22 protein-coding genes are annotated in these 21427 nt (G+C 39.3%); 6 read left to right on the top strand and 16 right to left on the bottom strand.

Features of this window, described 5'->3' with window-relative positions:
- Nucleotides 1–13: 13 nt before the first annotated feature.
- Both EHR01_RS04945 and EHR01_RS04940 read right to left on the bottom strand, forming a co-directional pair.
- Nucleotides 14–1492, bottom strand: coding sequence for a tetratricopeptide repeat protein (locus EHR01_RS04945; RefSeq protein ID WP_135693590.1), 1479 nt, complete (start codon nt 1490–1492; stop codon nt 14–16).
- Nucleotides 1489–1869: a YopX family protein gene (locus tag EHR01_RS04940; RefSeq protein WP_135693589.1), complete on the bottom strand. Its 381-nt coding sequence runs from the start codon at nt 1867–1869 to the stop codon at nt 1489–1491. Before EHR01_RS04940 ends, EHR01_RS04945 begins: the two co-directional genes overlap by 4 nt.
- A gap of 95 nt (nt 1870–1964) precedes the next feature.
- Here EHR01_RS04940 and EHR01_RS04935 point away from each other — a divergent pair, with 95 nt between their 5' ends.
- Nucleotides 1965–2738 (top strand): ParA family protein, encoded by a 774-nt coding sequence (locus EHR01_RS04935; RefSeq protein ID WP_135693908.1) that lies wholly within the window; start codon nt 1965–1967, stop codon nt 2736–2738.
- A gap of 30 nt (nt 2739–2768) precedes the next feature.
- Here EHR01_RS04935 and EHR01_RS04930 read toward each other — a convergent pair whose 3' ends face one another.
- Nucleotides 2769–4133, bottom strand: coding sequence for a cyclic nucleotide-binding domain-containing protein (locus EHR01_RS04930; RefSeq protein ID WP_135693588.1), 1365 nt, complete (start codon nt 4131–4133; stop codon nt 2769–2771).
- A gap of 79 nt (nt 4134–4212) precedes the next feature.
- Between EHR01_RS04930 and EHR01_RS04925 the strand changes: the two genes are divergently transcribed.
- A complete protein-coding gene (locus EHR01_RS04925) occupies nt 4213–4533 on the top strand; it encodes a YbaB/EbfC family nucleoid-associated protein (protein WP_100717416.1) in 321 nt (106 codons plus the stop codon).
- Nucleotides 4534–4630: 97 nt separating this feature from the next.
- Here the strand turns inward: EHR01_RS04925 and EHR01_RS04920 are convergent, their stop codons facing one another.
- Both EHR01_RS04920 and EHR01_RS04915 read right to left on the bottom strand, forming a co-directional pair.
- On the bottom strand, nt 4631–5362 hold the full coding sequence (locus tag EHR01_RS04920; protein ID WP_135693587.1) for an OmpA family protein: 732 nt from the start codon (nt 5360–5362) through the stop codon (nt 4631–4633).
- 100 nt (nt 5363–5462) lie between these two features.
- Nucleotides 5463–6311: a flagellin N-terminal helical domain-containing protein gene (locus tag EHR01_RS04915; RefSeq protein WP_135693907.1), complete on the bottom strand. Its 849-nt coding sequence runs from the start codon at nt 6309–6311 to the stop codon at nt 5463–5465.
- A 204-nt stretch (nt 6312–6515) separates the two neighbouring features.
- On the opposite strand from EHR01_RS04915, the gene EHR01_RS04910 reads away from it, so the two are divergent.
- Together EHR01_RS04910 and EHR01_RS04905 are read left to right on the top strand one after the other, a co-directional pair.
- On the top strand, nt 6516–7082 hold the full coding sequence (locus EHR01_RS04910; RefSeq protein WP_135693586.1) for a cob(I)yrinic acid a,c-diamide adenosyltransferase: 567 nt from the start codon (nt 6516–6518) through the stop codon (nt 7080–7082).
- Nucleotides 7061–8404 (top strand): peptide MFS transporter, encoded by a 1344-nt coding sequence (locus EHR01_RS04905; protein ID WP_135693585.1) that lies wholly within the window; start codon nt 7061–7063, stop codon nt 8402–8404. The genes EHR01_RS04910 and EHR01_RS04905 overlap by 22 nt, the downstream gene beginning before the upstream one ends.
- A gap of 26 nt (nt 8405–8430) precedes the next feature.
- On the opposite strand, the gene ptsP is transcribed toward EHR01_RS04905, so the two are convergent.
- The 6 genes from ptsP to EHR01_RS04875 form a co-directional block, all read right to left on the bottom strand.
- Nucleotides 8431–10158 (bottom strand): phosphoenolpyruvate--protein phosphotransferase, encoded by a 1728-nt coding sequence (gene ptsP, locus EHR01_RS04900; RefSeq protein WP_135693584.1) that lies wholly within the window; start codon nt 10156–10158, stop codon nt 8431–8433.
- 62 nt (nt 10159–10220) lie between these two features.
- Nucleotides 10221–11129 carry a UDP-3-O-acyl-N-acetylglucosamine deacetylase gene (gene lpxC / locus EHR01_RS04895; protein WP_135693583.1) on the bottom strand — a complete coding sequence of 303 codons (909 nt, stop codon included), beginning with the start codon at nt 11127–11129 and terminating at the stop codon, nt 10221–10223.
- A gap of 178 nt (nt 11130–11307) precedes the next feature.
- Nucleotides 11308–12081, bottom strand: a complete 774-nt coding sequence (gene mce, locus EHR01_RS04890) for a mammalian cell entry protein Mce (protein ID WP_135693582.1) — start codon at nt 12079–12081, stop codon at nt 11308–11310.
- Between the two features lie 32 nt (nt 12082–12113).
- Nucleotides 12114–12902 (bottom strand): ABC transporter ATP-binding protein, encoded by a 789-nt coding sequence (locus EHR01_RS04885; RefSeq protein ID WP_135569264.1) that lies wholly within the window; start codon nt 12900–12902, stop codon nt 12114–12116.
- Between the two features lie 8 nt (nt 12903–12910).
- Complete coding sequence (locus EHR01_RS04880) at nt 12911–13687, bottom strand: MlaE family ABC transporter permease (RefSeq protein WP_135693581.1); 777 nt, start codon at nt 13685–13687, stop codon at nt 12911–12913.
- On the bottom strand, nt 13684–15093 hold the full coding sequence (locus EHR01_RS04875; RefSeq protein WP_135693580.1) for a hypothetical protein: 1410 nt from the start codon (nt 15091–15093) through the stop codon (nt 13684–13686). Before EHR01_RS04875 ends, EHR01_RS04880 begins: the two co-directional genes overlap by 4 nt.
- Nucleotides 15094–15140: 47 nt before the next feature.
- On the opposite strand from EHR01_RS04875, the gene EHR01_RS04870 reads away from it, so the two are divergent.
- Complete coding sequence (locus EHR01_RS04870) at nt 15141–16190, top strand: D-alanine--D-alanine ligase (protein ID WP_135693579.1); 1050 nt, start codon at nt 15141–15143, stop codon at nt 16188–16190.
- Here EHR01_RS04870 and EHR01_RS04865 read toward each other — a convergent pair.
- From EHR01_RS04865 to EHR01_RS04845, 5 genes are read right to left on the bottom strand one after another with little or no spacing between them, the layout of a single operon-like run.
- Nucleotides 16159–17559 (bottom strand): high affinity choline transporter 1, encoded by a 1401-nt coding sequence (locus EHR01_RS04865; RefSeq protein ID WP_135693578.1) that lies wholly within the window; start codon nt 17557–17559, stop codon nt 16159–16161. The two genes, EHR01_RS04870 and EHR01_RS04865, sit on opposite strands and share 32 nt — an antisense overlap.
- A 3-nt stretch (nt 17560–17562) precedes the next feature.
- Entirely contained in the window at nt 17563–17838 is a 276-nt protein-coding gene (locus EHR01_RS04860; RefSeq protein ID WP_135693577.1) for an exodeoxyribonuclease VII small subunit, read from the bottom strand.
- A gap of 9 nt (nt 17839–17847) precedes the next feature.
- A complete protein-coding gene (gene xseA, locus EHR01_RS04855; RefSeq protein WP_135693576.1) occupies nt 17848–19125 on the bottom strand; it encodes an exodeoxyribonuclease VII large subunit in 1278 nt (425 codons plus the stop codon).
- Nucleotides 19126–20235 carry an AI-2E family transporter gene (locus EHR01_RS04850; protein WP_004788646.1) on the bottom strand — a complete coding sequence of 370 codons (1110 nt, stop codon included), beginning with the start codon at nt 20233–20235 and terminating at the stop codon, nt 19126–19128.
- Nucleotides 20236–20237: 2 nt separating this feature from the next.
- Complete coding sequence (locus tag EHR01_RS04845) at nt 20238–20669, bottom strand: hypothetical protein (protein WP_135693906.1); 432 nt, start codon at nt 20667–20669, stop codon at nt 20238–20240.
- A 91-nt stretch (nt 20670–20760) separates the two neighbouring features.
- Here EHR01_RS04845 and EHR01_RS04840 point away from each other — a divergent pair, with 91 nt between their 5' ends.
- Nucleotides 20761–21402 carry a DedA family protein gene (locus tag EHR01_RS04840; protein ID WP_135693575.1) on the top strand — a complete coding sequence of 214 codons (642 nt, stop codon included), beginning with the start codon at nt 20761–20763 and terminating at the stop codon, nt 21400–21402.
- The last annotated feature ends 25 nt before the right edge of the window (nt 21403–21427 follow it).

The following is a 21427-nucleotide window of genomic DNA, read 5'->3' as shown; positions in this document are numbered from 1 at the left end:
TTGGAGCTGAATATCATTGTTTTTTTTGTTTATTCAAGTAATATTTTCTTTTATGTGAAATCCCATTGGGAGATTCAAAAAAACGATCAAAGAGAGGATCAATATTCATTTTTTCGATTAATTCAAAATCATAGAGTAAGGCTTGGTGGGTCCAAAGATTTCCTTCTTGTTCTCGGTTTGTTGCAAATGAAGCCCGTCCCAATTTATAATACACAACAGGCAAAAACTCTTTTTCTCCACCCAATATTTGTGCCCGTTTTAAGTTTGTATAGGCATCTTCCCAGCGGCCAAGACTTAGTTCACAAGATCCCCGGTAGTAAAAGAGAAAAAAACGAGGATAAGCGGTCAACCGACGGCTATTCAGTTTTTCTAAACTAACTAAACAGGAATTTGGATCTTTATCCATAAATTGTGCATAGGCTAAGTTGAGTGAAATTTCAGGACTAATTTCTCCATGAGTTTTTTTATATATTTCAGAAGTTTTTTGATAACTGTCTTTTGCTGTTTTGTAATCACCTAGGACATAAAGATAATAATAGGATTTATAAATTAAAACATCGAGAGAATCGGATTCGCAAGCACGATAAGAAAAAAACTCATCAAGTGTTTTTGTAAAGGAAGGAAAGTCTCTTTCCGTGTATTCAATGTTTGCAATTTTTTTTAATAAAGCGCAGGTGCGAGATGTTCCGTTGGATACTTCCTTTTTGTATTCTTTTAAGGACTTTCTGTATGCTTTTAATGCTTCTTGGAATTTTTGATTTGCTTCGAGTTGGATTCCTTCTCTCTCTTCTTTTTCTCCTACACCTTCACAATAGGATTCTTTGTTGCCTTCATAGTAACAAATTCGTTCCCTAAATCCATTTTCGTTAGAATCGTATTCAACTCGCACCAGTTGGCAATTTTTAAAGTACCACCATTCGTCCATTCCGCCAAAATCGTTTTTATCTTTAGTGATTTCTTTTGGACAACCTCCTTGTGCGTAATAGGTAAAACTATCTTTTTTCCCATTCTTTGTTTCGTCTTCTTCTGTGAGAAACATTTGGCCTTTGGAATCATAATAATCCCAACGAAAAGGAAAAAATTCTTCTTCATTCAAAAAGAAAGAAAGTTTTAATAGTGAACTTCCTTCTTTCCATCCGGAAAAACAGGAAAATGAAAGTTTTCCACTTAAAAAATTCTGTGCAGGATCTCCATAATGATCTGTTAGGTGAGACCTGATGTCCTGTTTGAATCTTGGATAGGGGTAGTTTGTATGGTATTTGTCTAAATACTTTTGACAAAACCAAAAAATTTCATGATTTAAGGATTCTTTATGTAATACAATTGGAAGATCAGCACCAAATCGAAAACTAAAACGTTTAGGACTATGGTCTGAAATTTCAAACTTTTCTTTTGTGTTTTGGACTGCCTTCCAATATTCCTCTAAGAGACCTGCTCGAAGAGGACTTGAAAATGAAATTAGAAATGTAAGAAGGAAAAGGTAAATTCTCAAGATTTACTTTTTAAATACAAATCATATAGAACGGGATTTTCATATGGATTTCCCACCTTACGGATGGAGAAAAGTTGTAGAATAGGAGGCCCATTTTCCAAATAGAAGGCCCCATGTTCGTTGTTATAACGAATTACCCCTGTATGTTGTGTTAGGTTTCCACCTTTGGCAACCGTATGTTCAATGATGTCTTCTTCAAAAAGATCTTTATCATATTTGTCTTTGAGACCAGTGAAACTATTTACAACATAATTGTCTTCATTCGAAATTGGTTGTCCAAACTTCAGAAGTTTTCCATCGAGGGTTAAACTAAAGCCTTTCTGGGTGAATTCTTTTTCTTGTTTGTCCCAAACGCGGAACCGAATTGTAAATGCCATAACTGAACCCAAATTAAGGCAAGCGAAGTCCTTTCCAAGGAAAATTCCAAAAAAAATCGATGGTCAATGGAAGAATTCGAAAGATTCTTTGCCCCATGAAGGTCATTTCGATTTCCAATATCAAAGGGGGGAGTGGAAAGTCTACTACAGCTGCTCACTTGGCCTGTGCCCTTGCCAGAAGGGGGAAAACTCTGGTCATCGACATGGACATGCAGGGAGATTTGACAGATTTTTGTTTGCCTGATTTGGATCTAGCCCAACTAGACGAATCGAATGTCATGAGTGTCCTCCTTGGGATGAAGAGGATCACTGACTGCATTCGAGAAACCAAAACCTTCGATGTATTGCCTTCTACACTTAGTTTAGCAAAACTCACCAAATACAATCCTGATTCAACTAGCCTTTGCCTACAATTCAAACGTGCATTAGAAGAAGTACGAAACAAATATAAATTTGTGGTCATCGATACACCGGGTTCTGCCAAACATGAACTCACCACTGCAATTTATAATTCAGAACTGATTTTGATTCCGGTGACTCCGAGTAAGTGGACCATCCGAGCAGTGAATTTGCTTCTTGATGAAATTTCGCAAACAGAAACTATCTTTAGCCAAAAGAAAAAAATAGCCTTTGTTCCATCCTGGTTTGGACCTTCTAAAAAACACAGAGATTTACTGGACAAACTAAAACAGATTGAAGAGATTCCTACACTTTCTGAAATTCCTAAATCAGAAACCATCAAAACGAAAACAGAAAAACAAGAGAGTTTAAAAAAAGACAGCAATGCTTGGCATGCCTTTGATGTGTTAGCTGACGAATCCATTGCCCTTGTTGATCCAGAAAATTCGATTCTTTTTATGAAACCTTAGATTTGGTCGGTTTCATATACTCAATTAAATTTAATGAGTTTCATTTGGGTTTGATTTAGATGCTTGGTTTTTTTTTCTTTCTTCTGCGATCCCTTGGATGTGTTTTGCAAATCCGGGGTGGTGTTTTAATATTTCAGCAAACCGGTCTTTTCCAAGTGTATAAACATCGCAATAAGATCCTGCTTTAATAGTTGCGGTTCTTAAAGAGTCATCAATCAAACTCATCTCGCCAAAAAAAGAACCGGAATTGAGTGTTGCGAATATTTCTCCCGTTTTTTCTTTGATCACTTCCACATGGCCTTTCGATAAAAAGTACATATTGTGCGGGACATCACCTTCTCTGAAGATGACATCACCTTTCATATAAAAAGCAGGTTTTAATTCTAAAACCACTTCTCTTTTTAATTCTTCTGGTGCATTTTTGAAAAATGGAACCACTGAAATCAAATGATTATGCAAAAACATGGACACATCAATTTTGATACCGGATGGAAGTTGGTCCCAAATTTCGGTTTCATCAATTCCGTGTTTGTTTTCCCAAAGATTGACATAGTAGGAACGGATTCGATTGGCAAGGTTAGGTGGTAATTTTTTATATTTAATAAAACTATCGATTGTATTTAATTTCTCTTGGAAGGTGACACGAGAAATATCTAAATTAGAAAGTAGGGTGGCAATATTACCAATGACATATCCATAAATACCGACACCTAAAATCATCACTCCCATTGTATAGATGGTTTGGCTGTTTGTGACCGGTGTGATGTCCCCATACCCGATTGTTGTGAGGGTTGTCACAGACCAATATAAGGCACGAATGTATCTAGTGGTTATATCCTTATCCGGCAAAAACTCTGGTCCAAGGTGGATCCAACCACAAGCCACCCAATGCGCAAATAGACTTGTCCAATAAACAAAAAAGATCAATCGAAAGGTCATAGGATTGATCACTTCGACCAGTTTGAAGCGGTCATCGGAATCCGCACCCAAGGCCAAAAGTCTAAGTGATTTAAAAAGTTCAAACACACGAACCGAACGGAGCAGGCGTAAAATTTTTAAACTATCGGTCACTCCGAAGTATTGGAAAAAAAATCCCCCAAAAAGATCAAAAGGAAAAGCAGATAAAAAATCGATGAGAAACCAAGAGCGTAAATAAGTTTTTGTGACAATTCTTCTATTATGAATGAGGAGTCTGTCTTTTAAAATTGCTGTGTTAAAATTTAAGATTACATCAATTCCAAATACAATTTGGATTGCCCTTTCAAAGAAGTTCACACCGGCAGATAGTTTATAGTGAAAGACCAAACGAATTGGCACTTCAATGGCAAAGTAAGTAATACAAATAAATACAAAAAGATCCCAGATTCGTTTGTACGGAGAATTTGGATGGATCATAATTTCATTATCGACAAGGAGAAGTTTTATATTTGCCTTCTTTTTAAGAAAAATAATCCTGAAAGGAAAAGAGGTGATTATGTTCGGTGGAGCGGGCGGAAACAAGTTTGATATGCTCAAACAGATGAAAAAAATGCGATCGCAGGTAAAAACCATGGAAAAGGAACTTGCCGGTCTCAATTTTGTAGGAATTTCAAAAAACAAACTTCTCTCTGTGACTTTGGATGGAAAGTTCCAAATGAAATCCATTCAGATTGAAGATGAACTCCTTGATAAAAAAGATAAAAATCTTCTAGAAAAGTCCATCCAGGAAGCTTATACAAAGGCTTTGCAAGACGCACAAGCCGGTGCCGCCAAACAAATGCAGGCCATGGGCGGATTTCCGGGACTCGGAATGTAAACTGGTTTAGAACAGATAAAAAAAGCCTACAAAGACTGTAGGCTTTTTTACACAGACGAAAGGGACATTTTGTCCCTTTTTTTATGTCTTAAATTGATTAACTTGCGGGAACAATTTCCACTTCTACACGGCGGTTGGATCCGTCTTTTGGATCTACTCCTTTGAGAGGTGAAGAAGACCCAAGTCCTTCAATGGTTCCAATTCGTTTGTTTTCCACACCATTGCTAGTGAGAGCATTTTTTGCAGTCACTGCTCGGTCTTTGGAAAGGCTTAGGTTGAGATCTTCTGAACCAGTTTTATTGGCATGACCAGAGATATTAACTTTGGTTTCTGGATAGGCTGCAAGTGCTTCAGCCAACTTATCAATATTTTCTTTACCTTTTCCTTTGAGGTCAGCCTTTCCATCTTCGAAAGCAATTCCTCCATCCATAGTTGCAGTGAGAGCAACTGTTTCTCCGCCTCTTTCACTTTTTGTTAGAGTGATTCCTTGTTTTTTCATCTCTTCTGCCATGTTGTCGTACATTGTATTGAGATAAAAACCAGTTCCAAGTCCAGCCAAACATCCTGCTCCTAGACCTACAATCTTACCTTTGTTTTGTGGCTTTTTCTTTTCCATAGCCAATGAAGATTTGATTTGTCTTTGGATGTCGTTCTTTTTGTCTTTAGAATCTTTTTTACGTTGTGCTTCATCGTACACTGCACCAAGCGCCAGACCAACGCCACAGCCAATGGAAGTGCTTAGGATAAGTCTTTTTGTATTGTCAGATAATCCACAAGAGATTGTGGAAAGTAATGATAGGGATAGAATTCCTGAGATGATTTGTTTCAAAGTGATTGTCCTCGCTTACACGGTTAGTGAAGTATAAGGACAAAGTTTGAAGAAATCCTCCTTGTTTGCAAGGAGGATTTCCGTTTCTTTTTCGATCGGATTAGTATCTGTCCGTGAGGAGTTTTACTACGGATTCCGGTCGGAGGTTTGCTTGTGCAAGCATCGCCACACCTGATTTGGTAAGGATTTGGTTTTTGGAATATTCTACCATTTCCGTTGCCATGTCAGCATCCCTTACTTGCGATTCAGAAGAAACAATGTTCACATAGTTGTTACTCAGTGATTTCAATGTTAAATCCAATCGGTTGTAATAGGCTCCGAGATCAGACCGCAAGCGGTTGACCTTGGTGATTGCATCATCCAAAACTTGGAGTGAATCGGATGCCTTATTAGGAGTTGATAGAGTCAACTTGCTCCCAGCTGTTTTTAGTTTGAGTGAAGAACTTGTCATCGTATTGATATAGAGTTCTATTTTCTCTGAACCGTTCGCACCCACTTGCAAAGTCATTGGATTTTTGGAAGCACGAGAAAACCGTCCATCCAATGGTTTGATTTTGTTAAACTCAGCAGAAGTCCCGATTCTTTCCACTTCTTCCACAAGTTGGGATACTTCTAACTGAACCAGTTTTCTGTCTTCGTTAGAGTAAATCCCATTTGAGGATTGCACTGAAAGTTCGCGTAACCTCTGTAAGATTGAGTTTACTTGGTCTAAAGATCCTTCGGTCACCTGGATGAACGACATACCATCCTGGGTATTTCGTTCTGCTTGGCCAAGGCCCCGAATCTGCGATCTTAGTTTTTCTGACACTGCAAATCCCAGAGAGTCATCTCCTGCTCTGTTGATCCGCATACCTGTTGCTAGGTGCTCCATGGACTTGTCCATGTCACGACTAGTGTTTGTGAGCGCTCGTTTCGCAACTAGCGCGCTGATGTTGTGATTGATAATCATTGTCACACCCTCCTGTGTGTCCATGACCCGCTTGTTTCCCTACATGCGGAGAAAAGAAAAAAACACTGCCCCGGATTCCGTTTCCATCGGGAAGAGAAGGGGTTGCCTGCCCTTGGTTCTTCCGTGAATTTTGCCTTTCCAGATGATTCTATACTAAAAAACTAAGGCCTGTAAAGAAAATTTAACCATGAGAGGAGTCAGAAATTGAAAATCTACACCAAATTTGGCGATGGTGGTCAGACCTACCTTGCCTCTGGAATCAAGGTCTCCAAAACAGATCCAAGAGTGGATCTTTATGGAAGTTGTGATGAATTGAATAGCACCCTTGGCCTGGCCCTTTCTTTTGCCAAAGACCTCAGCTTGGAATCGAACTTTCTTGAGTATTTAAAGAGCATTCAAAGTTTTCTTTTTGAAATTGGATCGGAACTTGCAGGGTATGTGCCTAGAGATTCGAAAGAGGGAACAGTGGTTCATTTGACTGATGTCGAAAGTTTGGAAAAAGAAATTGATCGTTTGATGGAAGTTCTTCCTGAGATTAAATTTTTTATTCTTCCGGGTGGATCATCTATGGCAAGTGCTCTCCATATCGCTCGTACGATTTGTCGTCGTTTAGAAAGAGACCTACTTGTTTTTATTGAATCGGGAGGAGAAATCCATTCCGATTTAAGAATATACCTCAATCGACTTTCTGATTATTTATTTGCGGCAGCACGTTTTGTGAATCATGCAATAGGACAAGAGGAAACCATTTGGAAAAGCAGGACCAAATAGAATCGCATATACACCCGAAGGGGATCACTCCACTGTTTCTCACTGAAATGTGGGAAAGATTGAGTTATTATGGAATGAGGGCACTCCTTGTTTTGTATTTAGTAAAATCTTTGGGTTTTTCTGATGCAGATGCAGGAGCAGTTTATGCTTTTTATACCAGTTTTGTTTATCTAACACCAGTTCTTGGGGGATACCTAACAGATCGTTTTTTTAGTTATCAGTTTTCTATTTATCTAGGCAGCTTTTTAATGTTATGTGGACATATTTCTCTTGCCTTCTCAGACCTTTCATTTTTTTATTTAGGCCTTGTTTTACTTGCTTTAGGAAACGGTTTTTTTAAGCCCAATATGTCTACCATCTTTGGAAGATTGTACAATGAAAAACCAGGATTACGAGACAGTGGATTTACGATTTTTTATATGGGAATTAATTTAGGTGGCCTCATCGGTCCTATCATTTGTGGGAGTTTAGGAGAACAAGTGGATTGGCATTTGGGATTTTTATCTGCCGGTGTTGGTATGGGTATTGGAATGATCGTTTTTTATTTCGGAAGTAAACGCCTGCCAAGTTCCATTTGGAACAAGGGAAACGATTTGATATTACCATCTAGCGTAAGTTTGTCGGATCACGAGACCAAACCTAAAATTTTACTCATTGTCCTACTTTCGTTTTTTAGCATTTTCTTTTGGATGGCCTTCGAACAAATGGGTTCTTCTCTTAATTTATTTGCCTTACGAAATACGGATCGGTTTCTTTTTGGTTTTGAAATTCCTGCTTCCGTATTACAATCCATCAACCCTTTGTTTATCCTTCTTTTTGGACCTCTTGTTTCTATCCTTTGGACTACCTTAGCCAAAAAGAACAGGAACCCCAATCCAGTTTTGAAATTTGTGCTGAGTTTGGTTCTACTGGGGATTGGTTTTCTTGTGATGGTGGTGGCAGGGGAAGTGGCAGAAACAGGAATCTCTGTTTCGATTCTTTTTTTAGTTTTTGTGTATTTTTGGAATACGTTGAGCGAACTTTGTCTTTCTCCTGTGGGTTTGTCCTTTGTCAGCCAAATGGCTCCGGTGAAATATGCATCGGTTCTTATGGGGATTTGGTTTTTATCCAATGCTTTTGGGCATTATGCTGCAGGAATTTTATCAGGATACCAAAACCAATGGGGAAGTATGACAGTTTTTTATGGATTTTTTGTTCTATGTTCTTGGTTAGGTGCCATTTTGTTATACAGTATTTACGTTTGGAAAAAAAAGTCAATCTTGCATCTGTTAGCAGGTGGGGAGAAAAAGGATACTTTGTCTTTAGACCTCAATCGAATCTAAGTTTTAGAATCGGATAAAACAAAGGTTTAACCCTTGGTTTCTAAAACCAAGGCTTCTATTTCTTCGAACTTTTCTTCCCCTGCAAGTGCAATCACCTGTTCAGCCAGAAGTTTTGCTTTCCATGTAGAAATCTCTTGCACTTTTTCTCCCACTTCCCGCATCAGAGGTAGAGCTGAACTCAAATCTCGAAACCCAAGACCAATGAGGACAGCGGTAAACATGGGATCACTGCCGATTTCACCGCAAATGCTAATGGGTTTCTTTTGGGAATTGGCCACATCTGCAATGTTTTTTAACAACAACAAAAAGACCACTTGCCAAGGATTATACAAATCTCCCACCAAATGATTGTTACGTTCCACTGCGAGTAAATATTGTAAAAGGTCATTGGTTCCCACACTATAAAAATCAACCTGATTTCCAAGAAAAGGTAAGTTTAAAGCGCAAGCAGGTGTTTCCACCATAATCCCAAGTGGAATTTTTTTGGTGATTGCTAGTCCTGTTTGTTTTAGTTCTTCTAGACATTCCGCAAACAAAACTTTGGTTTGTAAAATTTCGGATCTAGTGGTGATCATAGGAAGCATGATTCGCATGGTTCCGAATTCACTGGCGCGAAGAAGTGCCCTTAGTTGTTCTTTAAAAAAGTGAGGATGTCTTAGTAGATAACGAATCCCTCGATTGCCAAGAAAAGGATTTTCTTCTTCGTATCCATTCTCCATTTTATCGGCACCAATGTCCCATACGCGGAAAGTGACGGGACGTCCTACCATTTTTAGTAAAATTCGTTTATAAACTGCAAATTGTTCTTCTTCTGTAGGTTTGAATTCTACATAACGAATGAATAAAATTTCTGTTCGAACAAGACCAATCCCATCGGCTCCTTGTTCAAAAGCCAAATCCACTTCGTCTTCAGAATCTATATTGGCACGAAGAGAAAACTTTTTTCCATCTTTGGTTTTGATTTCCTTCGGACCGTCACTGACTTCACGAACAGGTTGCACTTTGTGGATTTCACTTTTAATTCCAGCAAGTTTGATTTCATCGATTCCGGGGGACCTGTTGAGAATTCCTTTAGTGGCATCGAGTAAAATATAATCATCATCTTCTACGTGTGAGGTGATGTTTTTTAAACCGACAATTGTGGGGATTCCATAATTTCTTGCGATGATTGCCGTGTGACCTGTTTTTCCTCCGAAATCGGTCGCTATCCCCCTAAGTTTGCATTTCCCCAGTTGGATCATCTCCGAAGGAGTGATTTCTTTTGCAATGAGGATGACATCATCTGGAATTTTTGTTTGGTCGGCTACTTTATCCGGGTAAAGATTGGATTCGATCCTTTTTCCAATATCTAAAATATGATCCGCACGTTCTCTGAAAAATTCATCTGGTATGGATTGGAATTCATCATACAAGGAGCTAACGGCTGTTTCAAGGGCAAGTCCCGCCGATTCGTTGTTTTGTGCAATTCTTTCGAATACACGAGCCCGAAAGAGTGGGTCGTTTAGGAATACAATTTGGGATTCTAAAATTTCCGAAAGTTCACGGTTCGACTTGGATTTTTGGACGAGATCAGCTAGATCTTCCTCAGTTTTGAGTAGTCCTTTTTTAAGGAGTTCCACTTCTTCTTTGATTTCATCGGGAGAAAGATCGGTTCGGTCTTCCCGTTTCCGTTTGGATTGTTTCCAACGGAAAACCTTGCCATATACGGTGCCTGGATAGGCGGAAATGCCTTTGAATGTGGTTTTTTCTTCCATCCGTCCCTTTGCCAAAAATACTTTCGGCAAGGCTTCGTTTGGAAAGTAAAAAAAGAGGGATTCTAACGTACCGCTTGTTTTTTAGAAAAGAGCGGAATTCGTTTGCTTTTGAACTGGGTGAGTTCGTTTCCAGTGACTTGGCTCATGATGCATTTGGCAAGAGAAATGTCTAGGGCATGTCCCGCTTTGGAAGCAATGAGATGGCCACGGAATGGTCTCCCCATCACAGCCAAATCCCCAATCAAATCCAAAATTTTATGGCGAACACATTCGTTGTCATAACGCAAAGTATCGTTGAGATACCCGTCGTCAGTGAGAACCACTGCATTGTCAAGAGAGCCACCCATTGCTAGGCCACGGGCTTGCAAGGCTTCCACATCTTTCAAAAACCCGAAGGTTCGGGCAGGAAGGATGTCTGTTCCTAAAATGGATTCGTCAAGGGTAGTGGTGTAGGATTGTCCACGCAAAAGTGGGTGGTTAAAATCGATGCTATAAGTGACTTTTAATTCATCGGAAGGCAACATGACGAGGTATTTGTCCCCGTCTACAACCCAAATCGGGTTTGCGATGGTAATGGGTTCGATGGTTTCGTCTAGAACTCGAATCCCTGCGGAGCGGATTCCTTCCCAAAAAGGAAGTGAGGATCCGTCCATAATGGGAACTTCGACGGAATCAATTTCAAAAATACAATCAGTAATGCCTAAGGTATGGACTGCGGCGAGAAGGTGCTCGATGGTTTGCACCCGGTTGGAACTTCCGTCTCCGATGGTAGTGGCGTTACTTGTGTCGACAACATGGTCGAGAGAGACGGGAATTCGGATTTTTTGGGTCCCTTTGTAGAGGTAAAAGATCAGTCCTGTATTTGCTTCCGCAGGATGGAGCCGTAAAGTCACCATTTTTCCGGAATGGACGCCAATTCCCCTGAGAGTGATGGAGTTTTGGATCGTTTTTCTGTGTATCGCCGTTACCATATTCAGTTCCTACTTACAAATTTGTAGAAAAGGGGGGAGGGACAATTCCAAAACCGTGACCCCAAGTCAAAAAAATGTCTCCTTTTTACAACAGTGTGGTGGGAATGTGACGGCCGGGTTTTGTGCGCTAAACTAAAGAATTTTACTACAAAACAGACCGCATTTTACGTGTTAGTGCTTAAAAAGCACTAAGAGCGGAGCGAATGAAACTGGTCACAGGTGCTTGTTCCCTTGTATCTTCCAATCCTTCCCGTAGTTCCTTCAAAACCACTTGGGCATCCCCAAGGGTGGTATTGACCGATTTGTGGACATCACTTTCATTGATGAGTTTTCCGAGTGTCCCTTGTCCTTCGTTGATCTTTCCTGTGATCCCGGCAATGTTTTGCACTGTTTTCCGAATGTCGGAGCGGTTTTCGGCAATGAGTTCGGAAAGAGATACGAGTGGGTCTTGGGTGACCTTTCCTTGGATGGGTATCATTTTTCCCGACCTTGGAGAGATCTCCACTTTGGTGAGGGCAGGCTCCGTCATCATGTATTCTTTGGTTTTGGGATCGACCGGAAACTTAGAACCTGGGTCGAGAGAGACCACCCGGCCCGAAAGTAAACTTTCGTTTTTGATTGTGATTTCGTAGTTAGAAAAAAGCTGCACCTTTCCTTTTAAGAGAAGGGTGAGCTCCACCTTGGTTCCAATCCCTGTTTCTCCCTCGGGCAGTAGGTTTCCATATTCGTCAATTTGCACCAATCGGATTTTAGAAACATAACCGAAAGGAACCCCGTGGATGGTGACTTTGTTCCCGATTTTGATTCCTTCTGCATCGGGAAAATAAACGGGGAGTTGGTATCCTGATTTTTGAAAAGGGCCACCTTCTGTGACAATGGTAAAATAACCCACAGCTACAAGTGAAAAGATAAATAGAAGACCGACAATGAGAGCACGACCTACGGTAGGCATTCCCTAAATTTCTCCTAAAGTGATGGGCAAAGTCAATTGGATTTTCCTTTTTTTAATTCGGAATGATCCAGAATCATCGGACCAACGGTATTGCCGTGAATGAATTGTTGGATGACTGGATTTGTTGATTTTTGGATTTCCTCTGAGGTTCCGCAAAACTGCACCTTACCTTCATAAAGAAAACTGATACGATCGGCAATTCTGTAAGCGGAATTCATATCGTGAGTCACTACTATGGATGTTAGACCTAATTCCTTTTGCAAACGAATGACTAAATCATTGATGACATTGGACATAACCGGATCAAGACCCGAAGTAGGCTCATCGTATAACACGATTTTAGGTTGGGAAGTGAGAGCGCGTGCAAGACCCACACGTTTTTTCATCCCCCCGGAAATATTACTGGGTAAGGTATCTTTGGCGGGAACTAAATCGAGCCATTTTAACTTTTCCATGACAATACGATCCAGTTCTTCCCCAGAAGCAATTTTATGTTCTCGCAAGGGAAGGGCTACATTCTCATAAACAGTAAGCCAGTTGATGAGCGCACCTGATTGGAATAACACTCCTAGTTTAGATCTAAGTTCTTCTCTTTTTTTCTCACTGGCGTTAACAATGGATTCACCAAAAATCTGACAATCTCCTTCGTCGGGATCAAGGAGTCCTGTGATATGTTTGAGACTCACCGATTTTCCTGTTCCCGAAGGCCCAAGGATGACCATCGTCTCGCCTTGTTTGACGGTTAGGTTCATTCCTTGTAAGATCTTTCGTTTTCCGAAAGCTTTATGGACGTTTTTCATTTCAATGGCAAAGGGTTCCATCATTTCCTTCATTTATAAAATAGAGCGGTGAGCACATAACCAGAAAAAATGACCATAAGAAAAGATGTGACCACAGCCTTTCTTGTGGTTTGGCCTACACCAATGGCTCCACCTTCTGTCCTAAGTCCTTGGCTACAAGATATGGTGGAGATAGAAAGACCAAATACATAACCTTTGAGAAGACCCACATATAAATCTTTTAGCCCTGGAACGGAAGATATACGATAATAAACATCTTGGAAATAACTGATCATATCGATTCCCAGTTGAAAATGTCCTACAATTCCACCACCTAAGATACCTAAAGCGGCTGAATACACACATAAAACAGGAACCATCATGGAGAATCCAACGATCCTTGGGAGTACAAGATACCTGATTGGACTAATGGACATCACTTCCAAAGCATCAATTTCTTCTGAAACTTTCATGGTTCCGATTTCAGCAGCCATCGCCGAACCAACAGAAGCTGCCAAGATGAGTGAGGTCATAAAAGGGGACATTTCGCGAGTGAGGGTGATGGTGAGTAAAAGTCCAATTTGACCTTCGGCTCCAAAATCGCGAAGTCCAAGGCCGGTGTTTAGTCCAAGGATCATTCCTGTGAAAACAGAAACAATGGAGACTACAAACAAAGAACCAACTCCAGCAATAAACATTTGTTCTAAGATCTCTTTTCTTTTGAAATAAAGATGGTGAGATTGTCCTATAGCACGAAAAAGAAGAAGGACAGTATAACCAACTGCATAGAGAAAAGGTTCCAAGGTTTTGGAATACAGGCGTTTCATAGTTCCCACCAGAGGAGTTTGAATTTATTTTTTGTATCTCGGGTATCAATTCCAAATAATCCATAAACAAAATCATAACGGAACCCCGTCGGTGATTTGGAATACTCTACGAGTAAGGGAATGTGGATATGAGTTTCATCCTCTGTCCAACGATGCGAATATAGTCTTGTGATTAAATGCAAACGTTTCTCTCCATTGGACGATCTTTTGTATTCGATGAGAGAGAAGATGGGTTCCCAAACATCCTCCATCACTTCAAATCGAACTGGGATAATGGCTAGGGTATTCCATCCAAAATTCCCATCGGCATCTTTATGATACCGGAATAGGGGCCAAAGTTTCCAGTAATAATCTTCTCTTCCTGTTTGGACATATTCACTTTTCATATGGGAATAAAAAGGTAATAAAAAATGAGAAGTAGCTTTTAAGTGTGATGTATTTTGCGACAAACGAATGTAAAATGGTGTTATAAACTCCGCTTCTTTTTTGGCAAAATAAGAATATCCATAAAAAGGAAAAAATACAAGTTTTTCCGTATCTTTTTTTGTAGAAGTGGTATACTGAAAAAAAATAAAAAGAGCAGTGTAGTTGGTTTGTCCTGTTTTTTTATCATACCCATAAGAGAATAAAGAATTCAAAATAGGAAACCAAAGGTAGGCTCTACTTTTCATATTCCCATCTCTCGAATCCTTACTGTTATAAAGTGGGAAAAAAATAGAATATGTGGTTGGTTCTTTTTTATCCAATCTTTCTTCTCCCCATTGGAAAAAAGGCCAAAGAAGGGACTGTCGTTTGTATTTTCCTTCGTTTTCCTTCTTTGAATAAATCGGGAAAATACGAATGTCACTTCTTGTTTCCGATCCTCCCCACATCACCAAGGGCCAAAGGATGGATTTTGCTTCATAGGTTTTATACTTCCATTCGGAGTAAACTGGAAACAAAACATAACTTAGTTCTTGGTAGGAAAGTTTGTTTCTAATTTTCCCATAGAGAGGAAACACACTAAAATAGTTTTCTCTTTGTGATTCACCTTTCCCCCAAATCAAAAGAGGAGTGAAGAGGATGTCTTCATCGTCATCACCTTCTTCATGTTTAAATCCTGTCCCACTGAAGAAAAACAAAGAAGACCAGGTATACCAGTAGTTGGTTTCTTCTTTGTAATAAAATGGGGAGAGATAACTTTTAAAACGAAAGGCATAGGTTTTATCTTGAAAACCCATGTAGAACGGACGAAAGGCTAAATAACTTTGCCTGCCCCGTTTTTCAGATTCATATAAAAACCAAAATTGGTGGTAATCAGACTTGATATCTTCTGTAAAGGAATTGGGTAATTTGGCAAAAATCGAGGAACTGAGAAAGAAGAGACAAAAAACAATTCCGAATTGAATTTTAAAGCGGGAATCCACGTAATTTCAATATCTTCAAGTTTCTATAAAAGGAATCAAGTGATTTCATGACCCAAACAAAAATCGCACTGCTTTTCGGGGGTATCTCCGGGGAACATATTATCTCCATTCGTTCTTCTTATTTCATTTTCAATACGATTGATCGGGAAAAATACCAAGTTTGTCCGGTTTATATCGACCAATCGGGAAAATTTTGGATTCCTGATGGAAAGGATCCGGCCTATCCTGATCCCGCTGGCAAATCGGAAACTGAGTTTCTGAATGAATTTTCTTCTGTCAACGGGATAACCAAACCTTCTTCCGGTGCCGGTTTACTTGAACATGGATTTGAGGCCGCCTTTTTGGGGTTACACGGGGGAGCTGGCGAAGATGGTAGAATCCAGGGGTTTTTAGATGTATTAGAAATCCCTCATACAGGATCAGGGGTTTTGGCTTCTGCTCTTGCTATGGATAAATATCGGGCAAATCTTTTATTCCAAACCATTGGAATTCCTGTGGCTCCTTTTGTGGATTTAGAAAAAGGAAAAACGGATGCAAGAAAAACAGTTTTAAATCTTCCTTTCCCGTTTCCCGTCTTCATCAAACCAACGCTTGGTGGTTCTAGTGTCAATACGGGAATGGCAAAAACTCCCGAAGAGGCAATGGTTCTTATCGATAAAATTTTTGTTTCGGAAGACCGAGTCCTGATCCAGAAATTGATATCTGGAACAGAAGTCTCCATTGGAGTTCTGGAACGTTTTGAAGGCGGAAAAAGAATTCCTTTTCCCTTAGTGCCAACAGAGATTCGACCCAAATCAGAATTTTTTGACTTTGAAGCCAAATACACAAAAGGGGGAAGTGAAGAGATCACTCCTGCACCTGTGGGGGATGAAATTACAAAAAAACTACAAGACTATACTTTGAAATGTCATGATATTTTGGGCTGTAAAGGGTATTCACGAACGGATTTTATCATTAGCGACGGAATCCCTTACGTTTTAGAAACCAATACACTTCCTGGAATGACGGGAACAAGTCTTATCCCCCAACAAGCAAAAGCACTCGGGATCGAGATGAAAGATGTATTTACTTGGCTTCTAAGGATTGCCCTTTCTTAGGAAAAAAATACATCCCAATTAAGATGGCGATAAGGCTTGCTATGGTTCCGTAAAAATGGCTTGTCATATCGTCACCATAAACCTCCAAAATAAGCCAGGTGACAATCCCAACGAGTAAAGAAAAAAGCGCAGATCTTTCATCTGCCTTTTGGCTCATAAGTCCAAATACCATCGGGATAAATAAAGTCACAAGGGAGATCCCGCCTGAGTCTTCCACAAGAGCATAAATCGAAGGTTTTCCCACTGCAAGTAAAAATGAAATCCCAGCAATGATCAGGACTGAAGTTCTAGAAAGCAAAAGTAGTTTTTTATCATCCATATCCTTGAATGCGTATTTTAGAATATTCTCAGATAATATTGAAGACGGAGCAAGGATGGCTCCAGATGCCGTCGAAAGAATGGCAGAGATCAGTGCAGAAAAAAATAAAACTTGAATCCAAGGACTGGAAAACTTGGAAATCATCGTCGGGATCAGAAGTTGTCCTGTTTCGGAATTTAAATCAAAATTTGGGATAAGGCTTTTGGCATGCAGTCCTAAAAACAGAGGGATAAGTGCAAAAAGTAAATAAAAAACAGAAGAGAGGTAAGAGGCACGAATCGCTACTTTTTCGGACTTAGCAGACATGACCCTTTGGAAAATATCCTGTTGGGGTAAAGATCCAAAACCAACAACCATCCAAGCAGATAAGTACAAAGTCCAAGCATGGAAATTGGATTCAGGAAAAAAATTAAAAAATCCATCTGGTTTTTCTTGGATGCTGGACCAAATCGATTTTACACCATTTAACTCATATAAAACGAATACGAGGCCAATGATGATGGAGATGGATTGGAAAAAATCGGTCAAAGATACTGACCACATTCCCCCTAAATAAGTATAAAAAACAACAAGGCAGGCTCCAATCACGATGGCAGTGAATTGATTGATTCCAAATAGAATTTGAACCATAATTCCGAGAGCCACAAATTGTGCCGCTACCCAACCAAAATAGGAAAAGATAAGGCAGATCCCGGCAATAAACTCCATCTTTTTTCCATACCGGTTTCTGTAGAAGTCACCAAAGGTAAGGATTTGCATTCGATAAAGATACTTCGCAAAAACGAGTCCAAGTAGAAAAAGACAAAGGGCTCCACCAAACGGATCTTGGATGACTGCTAAAAATCCTCCTTTCGCAAATTCTACGGAGGAGCCAAGAATGGTTTCACTTCCAAACCAAGTGGCAAATAAAGCTGCTGTGGAGATGGGGAGGGGTAAACTTCTACCGGCTAAAATAAAGTCTTTGGAATTTTTTACTTTTTTTGCCGCATAAACTCCAATTGCAATCGTAATGAAAAGGTAACCTATGATAAATGCAGCTTGGAAATTCATTTTTTAAAATAAGTCTTCTTCCACTGGTTTCGAAGGACTTTCATCTTTCTTTTTTTTCACTGATGATTTTACAATTTCACCACTGGGAGCCTTTGATAAAAATTCAATTTTTGCTTCAGCATCGACCAATCTTTCTGAACAAACTTTTTTTAGTTCCATTCCTCTTTCATAGGCTTTGATGGATTCTTCTAAAGAAAGAGTTCCTCGTTCTAATTTTTCAGCAATGTCTTCCAATTCACGAAGTGCTTCTTCAAAGCTAACTGTTTTTTTCTCAACCATTTTGAATTCCTATATTTTTTCTTTTACTTCTACAAGAAGTTTTCCATCAGAAAGAAAAACTTCTAAACTATCATTTTCTTTGATTTTATGAATGGAGGATATAACTTGTTTGTCCTTATTTCGAACCACCGAATACCCTCTTTGTAAAGTCCCAAGAGGAGAAAAATGAACTAATCTTTGTTCTGCGAGGGTAAATTTATTTTGAATTCGTTCTAAATAAGATTTCCAGTTCTGTGTTAAGGTATCAAACTTTTGAAATTCGCTTTGTTTGCGTACCAAATAGTTTTTTCCAAGGAGAGAAATTTTTGTCATCAGTTCATCAAGAGCAGTGGATCTTACATCTAAGAGAGTTTTCGGATTTTGAAATACGGGCCTTCCTATGATCCCTGCCCATTTTTCTTTTCCCAAACGGACAACACCATTGAGTGCTGCTTTTAGTCTCTCTTCCATTTCATCCAAACGGATGAGGGTATCTGAAACATTGGGGATAGCTAGTTTTGCTGCAGCCGTGGGAGTAGGAGTTGTTGCATCCGCAGCTAGGTCAGTGAGCACCCGGTCAATTTCATGACCCACAGCAGAGATAATTGGAATTCGAGAATTGTAATACGCCATGACCACTGCTTCTTGGTTAAAGGCCATAAGATCTTCAAAGGATCCACCACCTCGGCCAGCAATGATCACATCCACTTCCCATTTCGGATCATTGATTTCTCTTATGGCTTCTATGATGGAGCTTTCTGCCCCATCACCTTGGACAAGGCATGGTGAAACTAAAATTTGAATGGAAGGATTGAGGTCTGTGGCAATCCGAATGATGTCTTCTACGGCGGCACCTTTGGGAGAAGTGACAATACCTAAACGTTTCGGAAATTTTGGAAGAGGGCGTTTGTGCGTTAGATCAAAAATTCCTTTTTCATGTAGGCTTTTTTTCAGTTTCTCAATTTTTAATAGGATGTCCCCTTCACCGATTTCCTCTACTTTTTGTACGGTAATGCTATAATACCCGCCTGGTTCATATACAGAAACTGAACCATAAACCAAAATCTCCATTCCATTGCGAAGAGGTGTTCCTTTATAGTTTTTTGCCTGGAAGGAAAAGAAGGCACATTTGATGACACTTGCCGAATCTTTTAGAGAAAAATACATATGCCCAGAACTATTCGTTTGGGAATGGTTTGAGATTTCTCCCCGAATCCAAATATTTTTGAATTCAGGAGAATCTTGAAGTTTGGCTTTGATCAGCCGATTGACTTCACTGACACTGAGCGATGAATCTACTGTTTCCATTTAAGTAGTCTGAAAACGAGTTTCTCTAAAAATTTTCCAAAAATCCCAAAGGATGATGACAAGGGTTAAAGCCATTGGTCCGATGATAATCCCCGCAACACCAAACTCTTGTAAACCGCCAATAAGAGAGAGAAAAATTAAAAATGGATGCGTTTTTAGTTTTTTGTCTAAAATTTTTGGTTTCACTAAGTTTTCTAAAATCAAATAACTTGCTCCACCAGCGATCATAAAAAGAATACTACCTGTCCAATTCTCTTGGACTAAACCGATATAAAGTCCAATCGGTAACCAAACAACAGATGTTCCGACAACGGGGATTAATGAAAAAATCGTAGCAATGCTTGAAAGTAAAAACTTATTTGAAACAGAAGTAAAAAGTAACAAAACATAGATTAGGGCACCTTGTAACAAGGAAATAAATAGGTTCCCCATCATTACCGTACGAATTGCTTCTTCTATTCTTCTACCTAGTCTCTCTTCTATTTCTGTTGGGAACGGTAACAAAACAAAAAGTCCATGTTCCATCCTACTTCCTTCTTTGTATAAAAAGAAAAGTAATATAAAAGTAAAGAATGCATTGAATATGATGGCACCAGGTACTTCAAATGAACCAAGTAAAAAACCAGAAGAGTTTTTTAATAAACTATAAATGGAATCTAAGTTTAGAATATCCATATGTTGGCCTACATACTCGCGGTACATCAGAGGAAGTTTGATCCAAAAGAATTCATTTTCAGTAAAAAAATCTGTCAACATCGGACTATTGAGTAACAATGCTACGATAGATTCTTCAGTGAGTTGGTTTCTAATATAACTGACTAAGTTTAATGATTCTCTTATCAACGTAGAGAGAATGAGATAGGAAGGGATAAATACTCCCGCAAGCATCAGGATGACCATGATGTAGGGAGACAATCCATGAAACTTGACACCTAAAAGATTCTTTAGTTTTTTATGAGTTTTCCTTGTGGTGAGATAAAATAATAAGGCAAGGAAACTCGCCCAAAGGAAAGGTTTGAAAACAAAAAATAAAGTAAGACAGGTTCCTAAAAAAATCGCACCGAGTAGTAGGTATACGATTGTTTCGTTTTTATTTTTAATCCAATTCATTTTTAATAACTAGAATGTTTTCTGAAATAGAATCGAATGTAATTAGTATTTGTTCCTGATGCGGAAACAATGATGGAAAGGGATTTTTTAATGAAACCTTCTAGTAAGTAGGAAACCTCACCATTTTTTTCGCTTTTTTCGATGAGTTTCCAATCACCTTGTGCGGCTCTTGCTTCGATTCTTTTTTGAATCATCTCCAAACTTTCTTCTGATTCCAGAAGTAGGCTTGCTTCCTTTGTATGGATATGACTTGTTTTGAATTCGCTGGATTGTAGTAGTTGCGCTTTTTCAGGAAAAAAGGACTGAGGAAATGCGGGCGGAGCATTCATCGGGTATTTTGTCACAACGATTTGATCAAATCGATAGATTTCGGTTTGAGGAACCGGGCGACATTCCCAGAGAACAAGAAGTAAAATAGGCAAAAATCGAAGCATTAGGGAAAGCAAATGTGAAACTAGTGATTCCTTCCATTCATTTTTTTAAATCTTTGTTGCCATCTGGTTTGGAAACATATCCTCTTCTTTTGTGCTGGATTTCTTAGAATTTGATGTGTTTTTGAATCGGATCCTTGCATTGCCCCCGGCTGTACTTTGGGCCTTTTTTTGTTTTTCTAACTTTCTGGAAAATATTTTCCCCCCTTGGCCAGGGGATACTGTCACAGTCTTTTCTGGGTTTTTATCTTCAAGTCCCGGCTCTTCACTCTCCTTATCATCGATCATCTGGGCAACCTACTTGGGAAACCTTTTGGGGGCCCTGGCCATGTATTTTTTTGGGGAAAGGATCTTACAATTTCTAAAACGATCTAAGTTTCCTTTTTTGGCCGCACTCTACCAAGAAGAAAATTTACATAAGACTCTCGTTTGGTTTCGAAAACATGAAGTGATCGTTGTCCTCTTGTCACGGTTTTCGGCAGGGATTCGGTTTTTTGTCTCCATTGTTGCGGGTATGGCCAAAATGAACGTCATTAAATTTGTCCTTCTATATTCTTTGGCTATTTCGATTTGGTGTGGACTCTTACTTTCGGGAGGTTCCCTGCTAGGGTCCAATTGGAACCAAATCGTTGTTATGTTATCATACTACAATCAAACCATTGGAATAGTTCTCATTTGTTTATTTTTGTACTTTCTATACCAAATTAGGAAGAAAAGAAATACAAAGTTGACATGATTTGATCTTCTGTTAGGGTTTTCAC

Origin of the sequence: Leptospira mtsangambouensis (assembly GCF_004770475.1) — a bacterium.
Taxonomy (GTDB): Bacteria; Spirochaetota; Leptospiria; order Leptospirales; family Leptospiraceae; genus Leptospira_A; species Leptospira_A mtsangambouensis.
The sequence above is the reverse complement of the archived record's forward strand: the minus strand, read 5'-3'. Positions and strand labels throughout refer to the sequence as shown.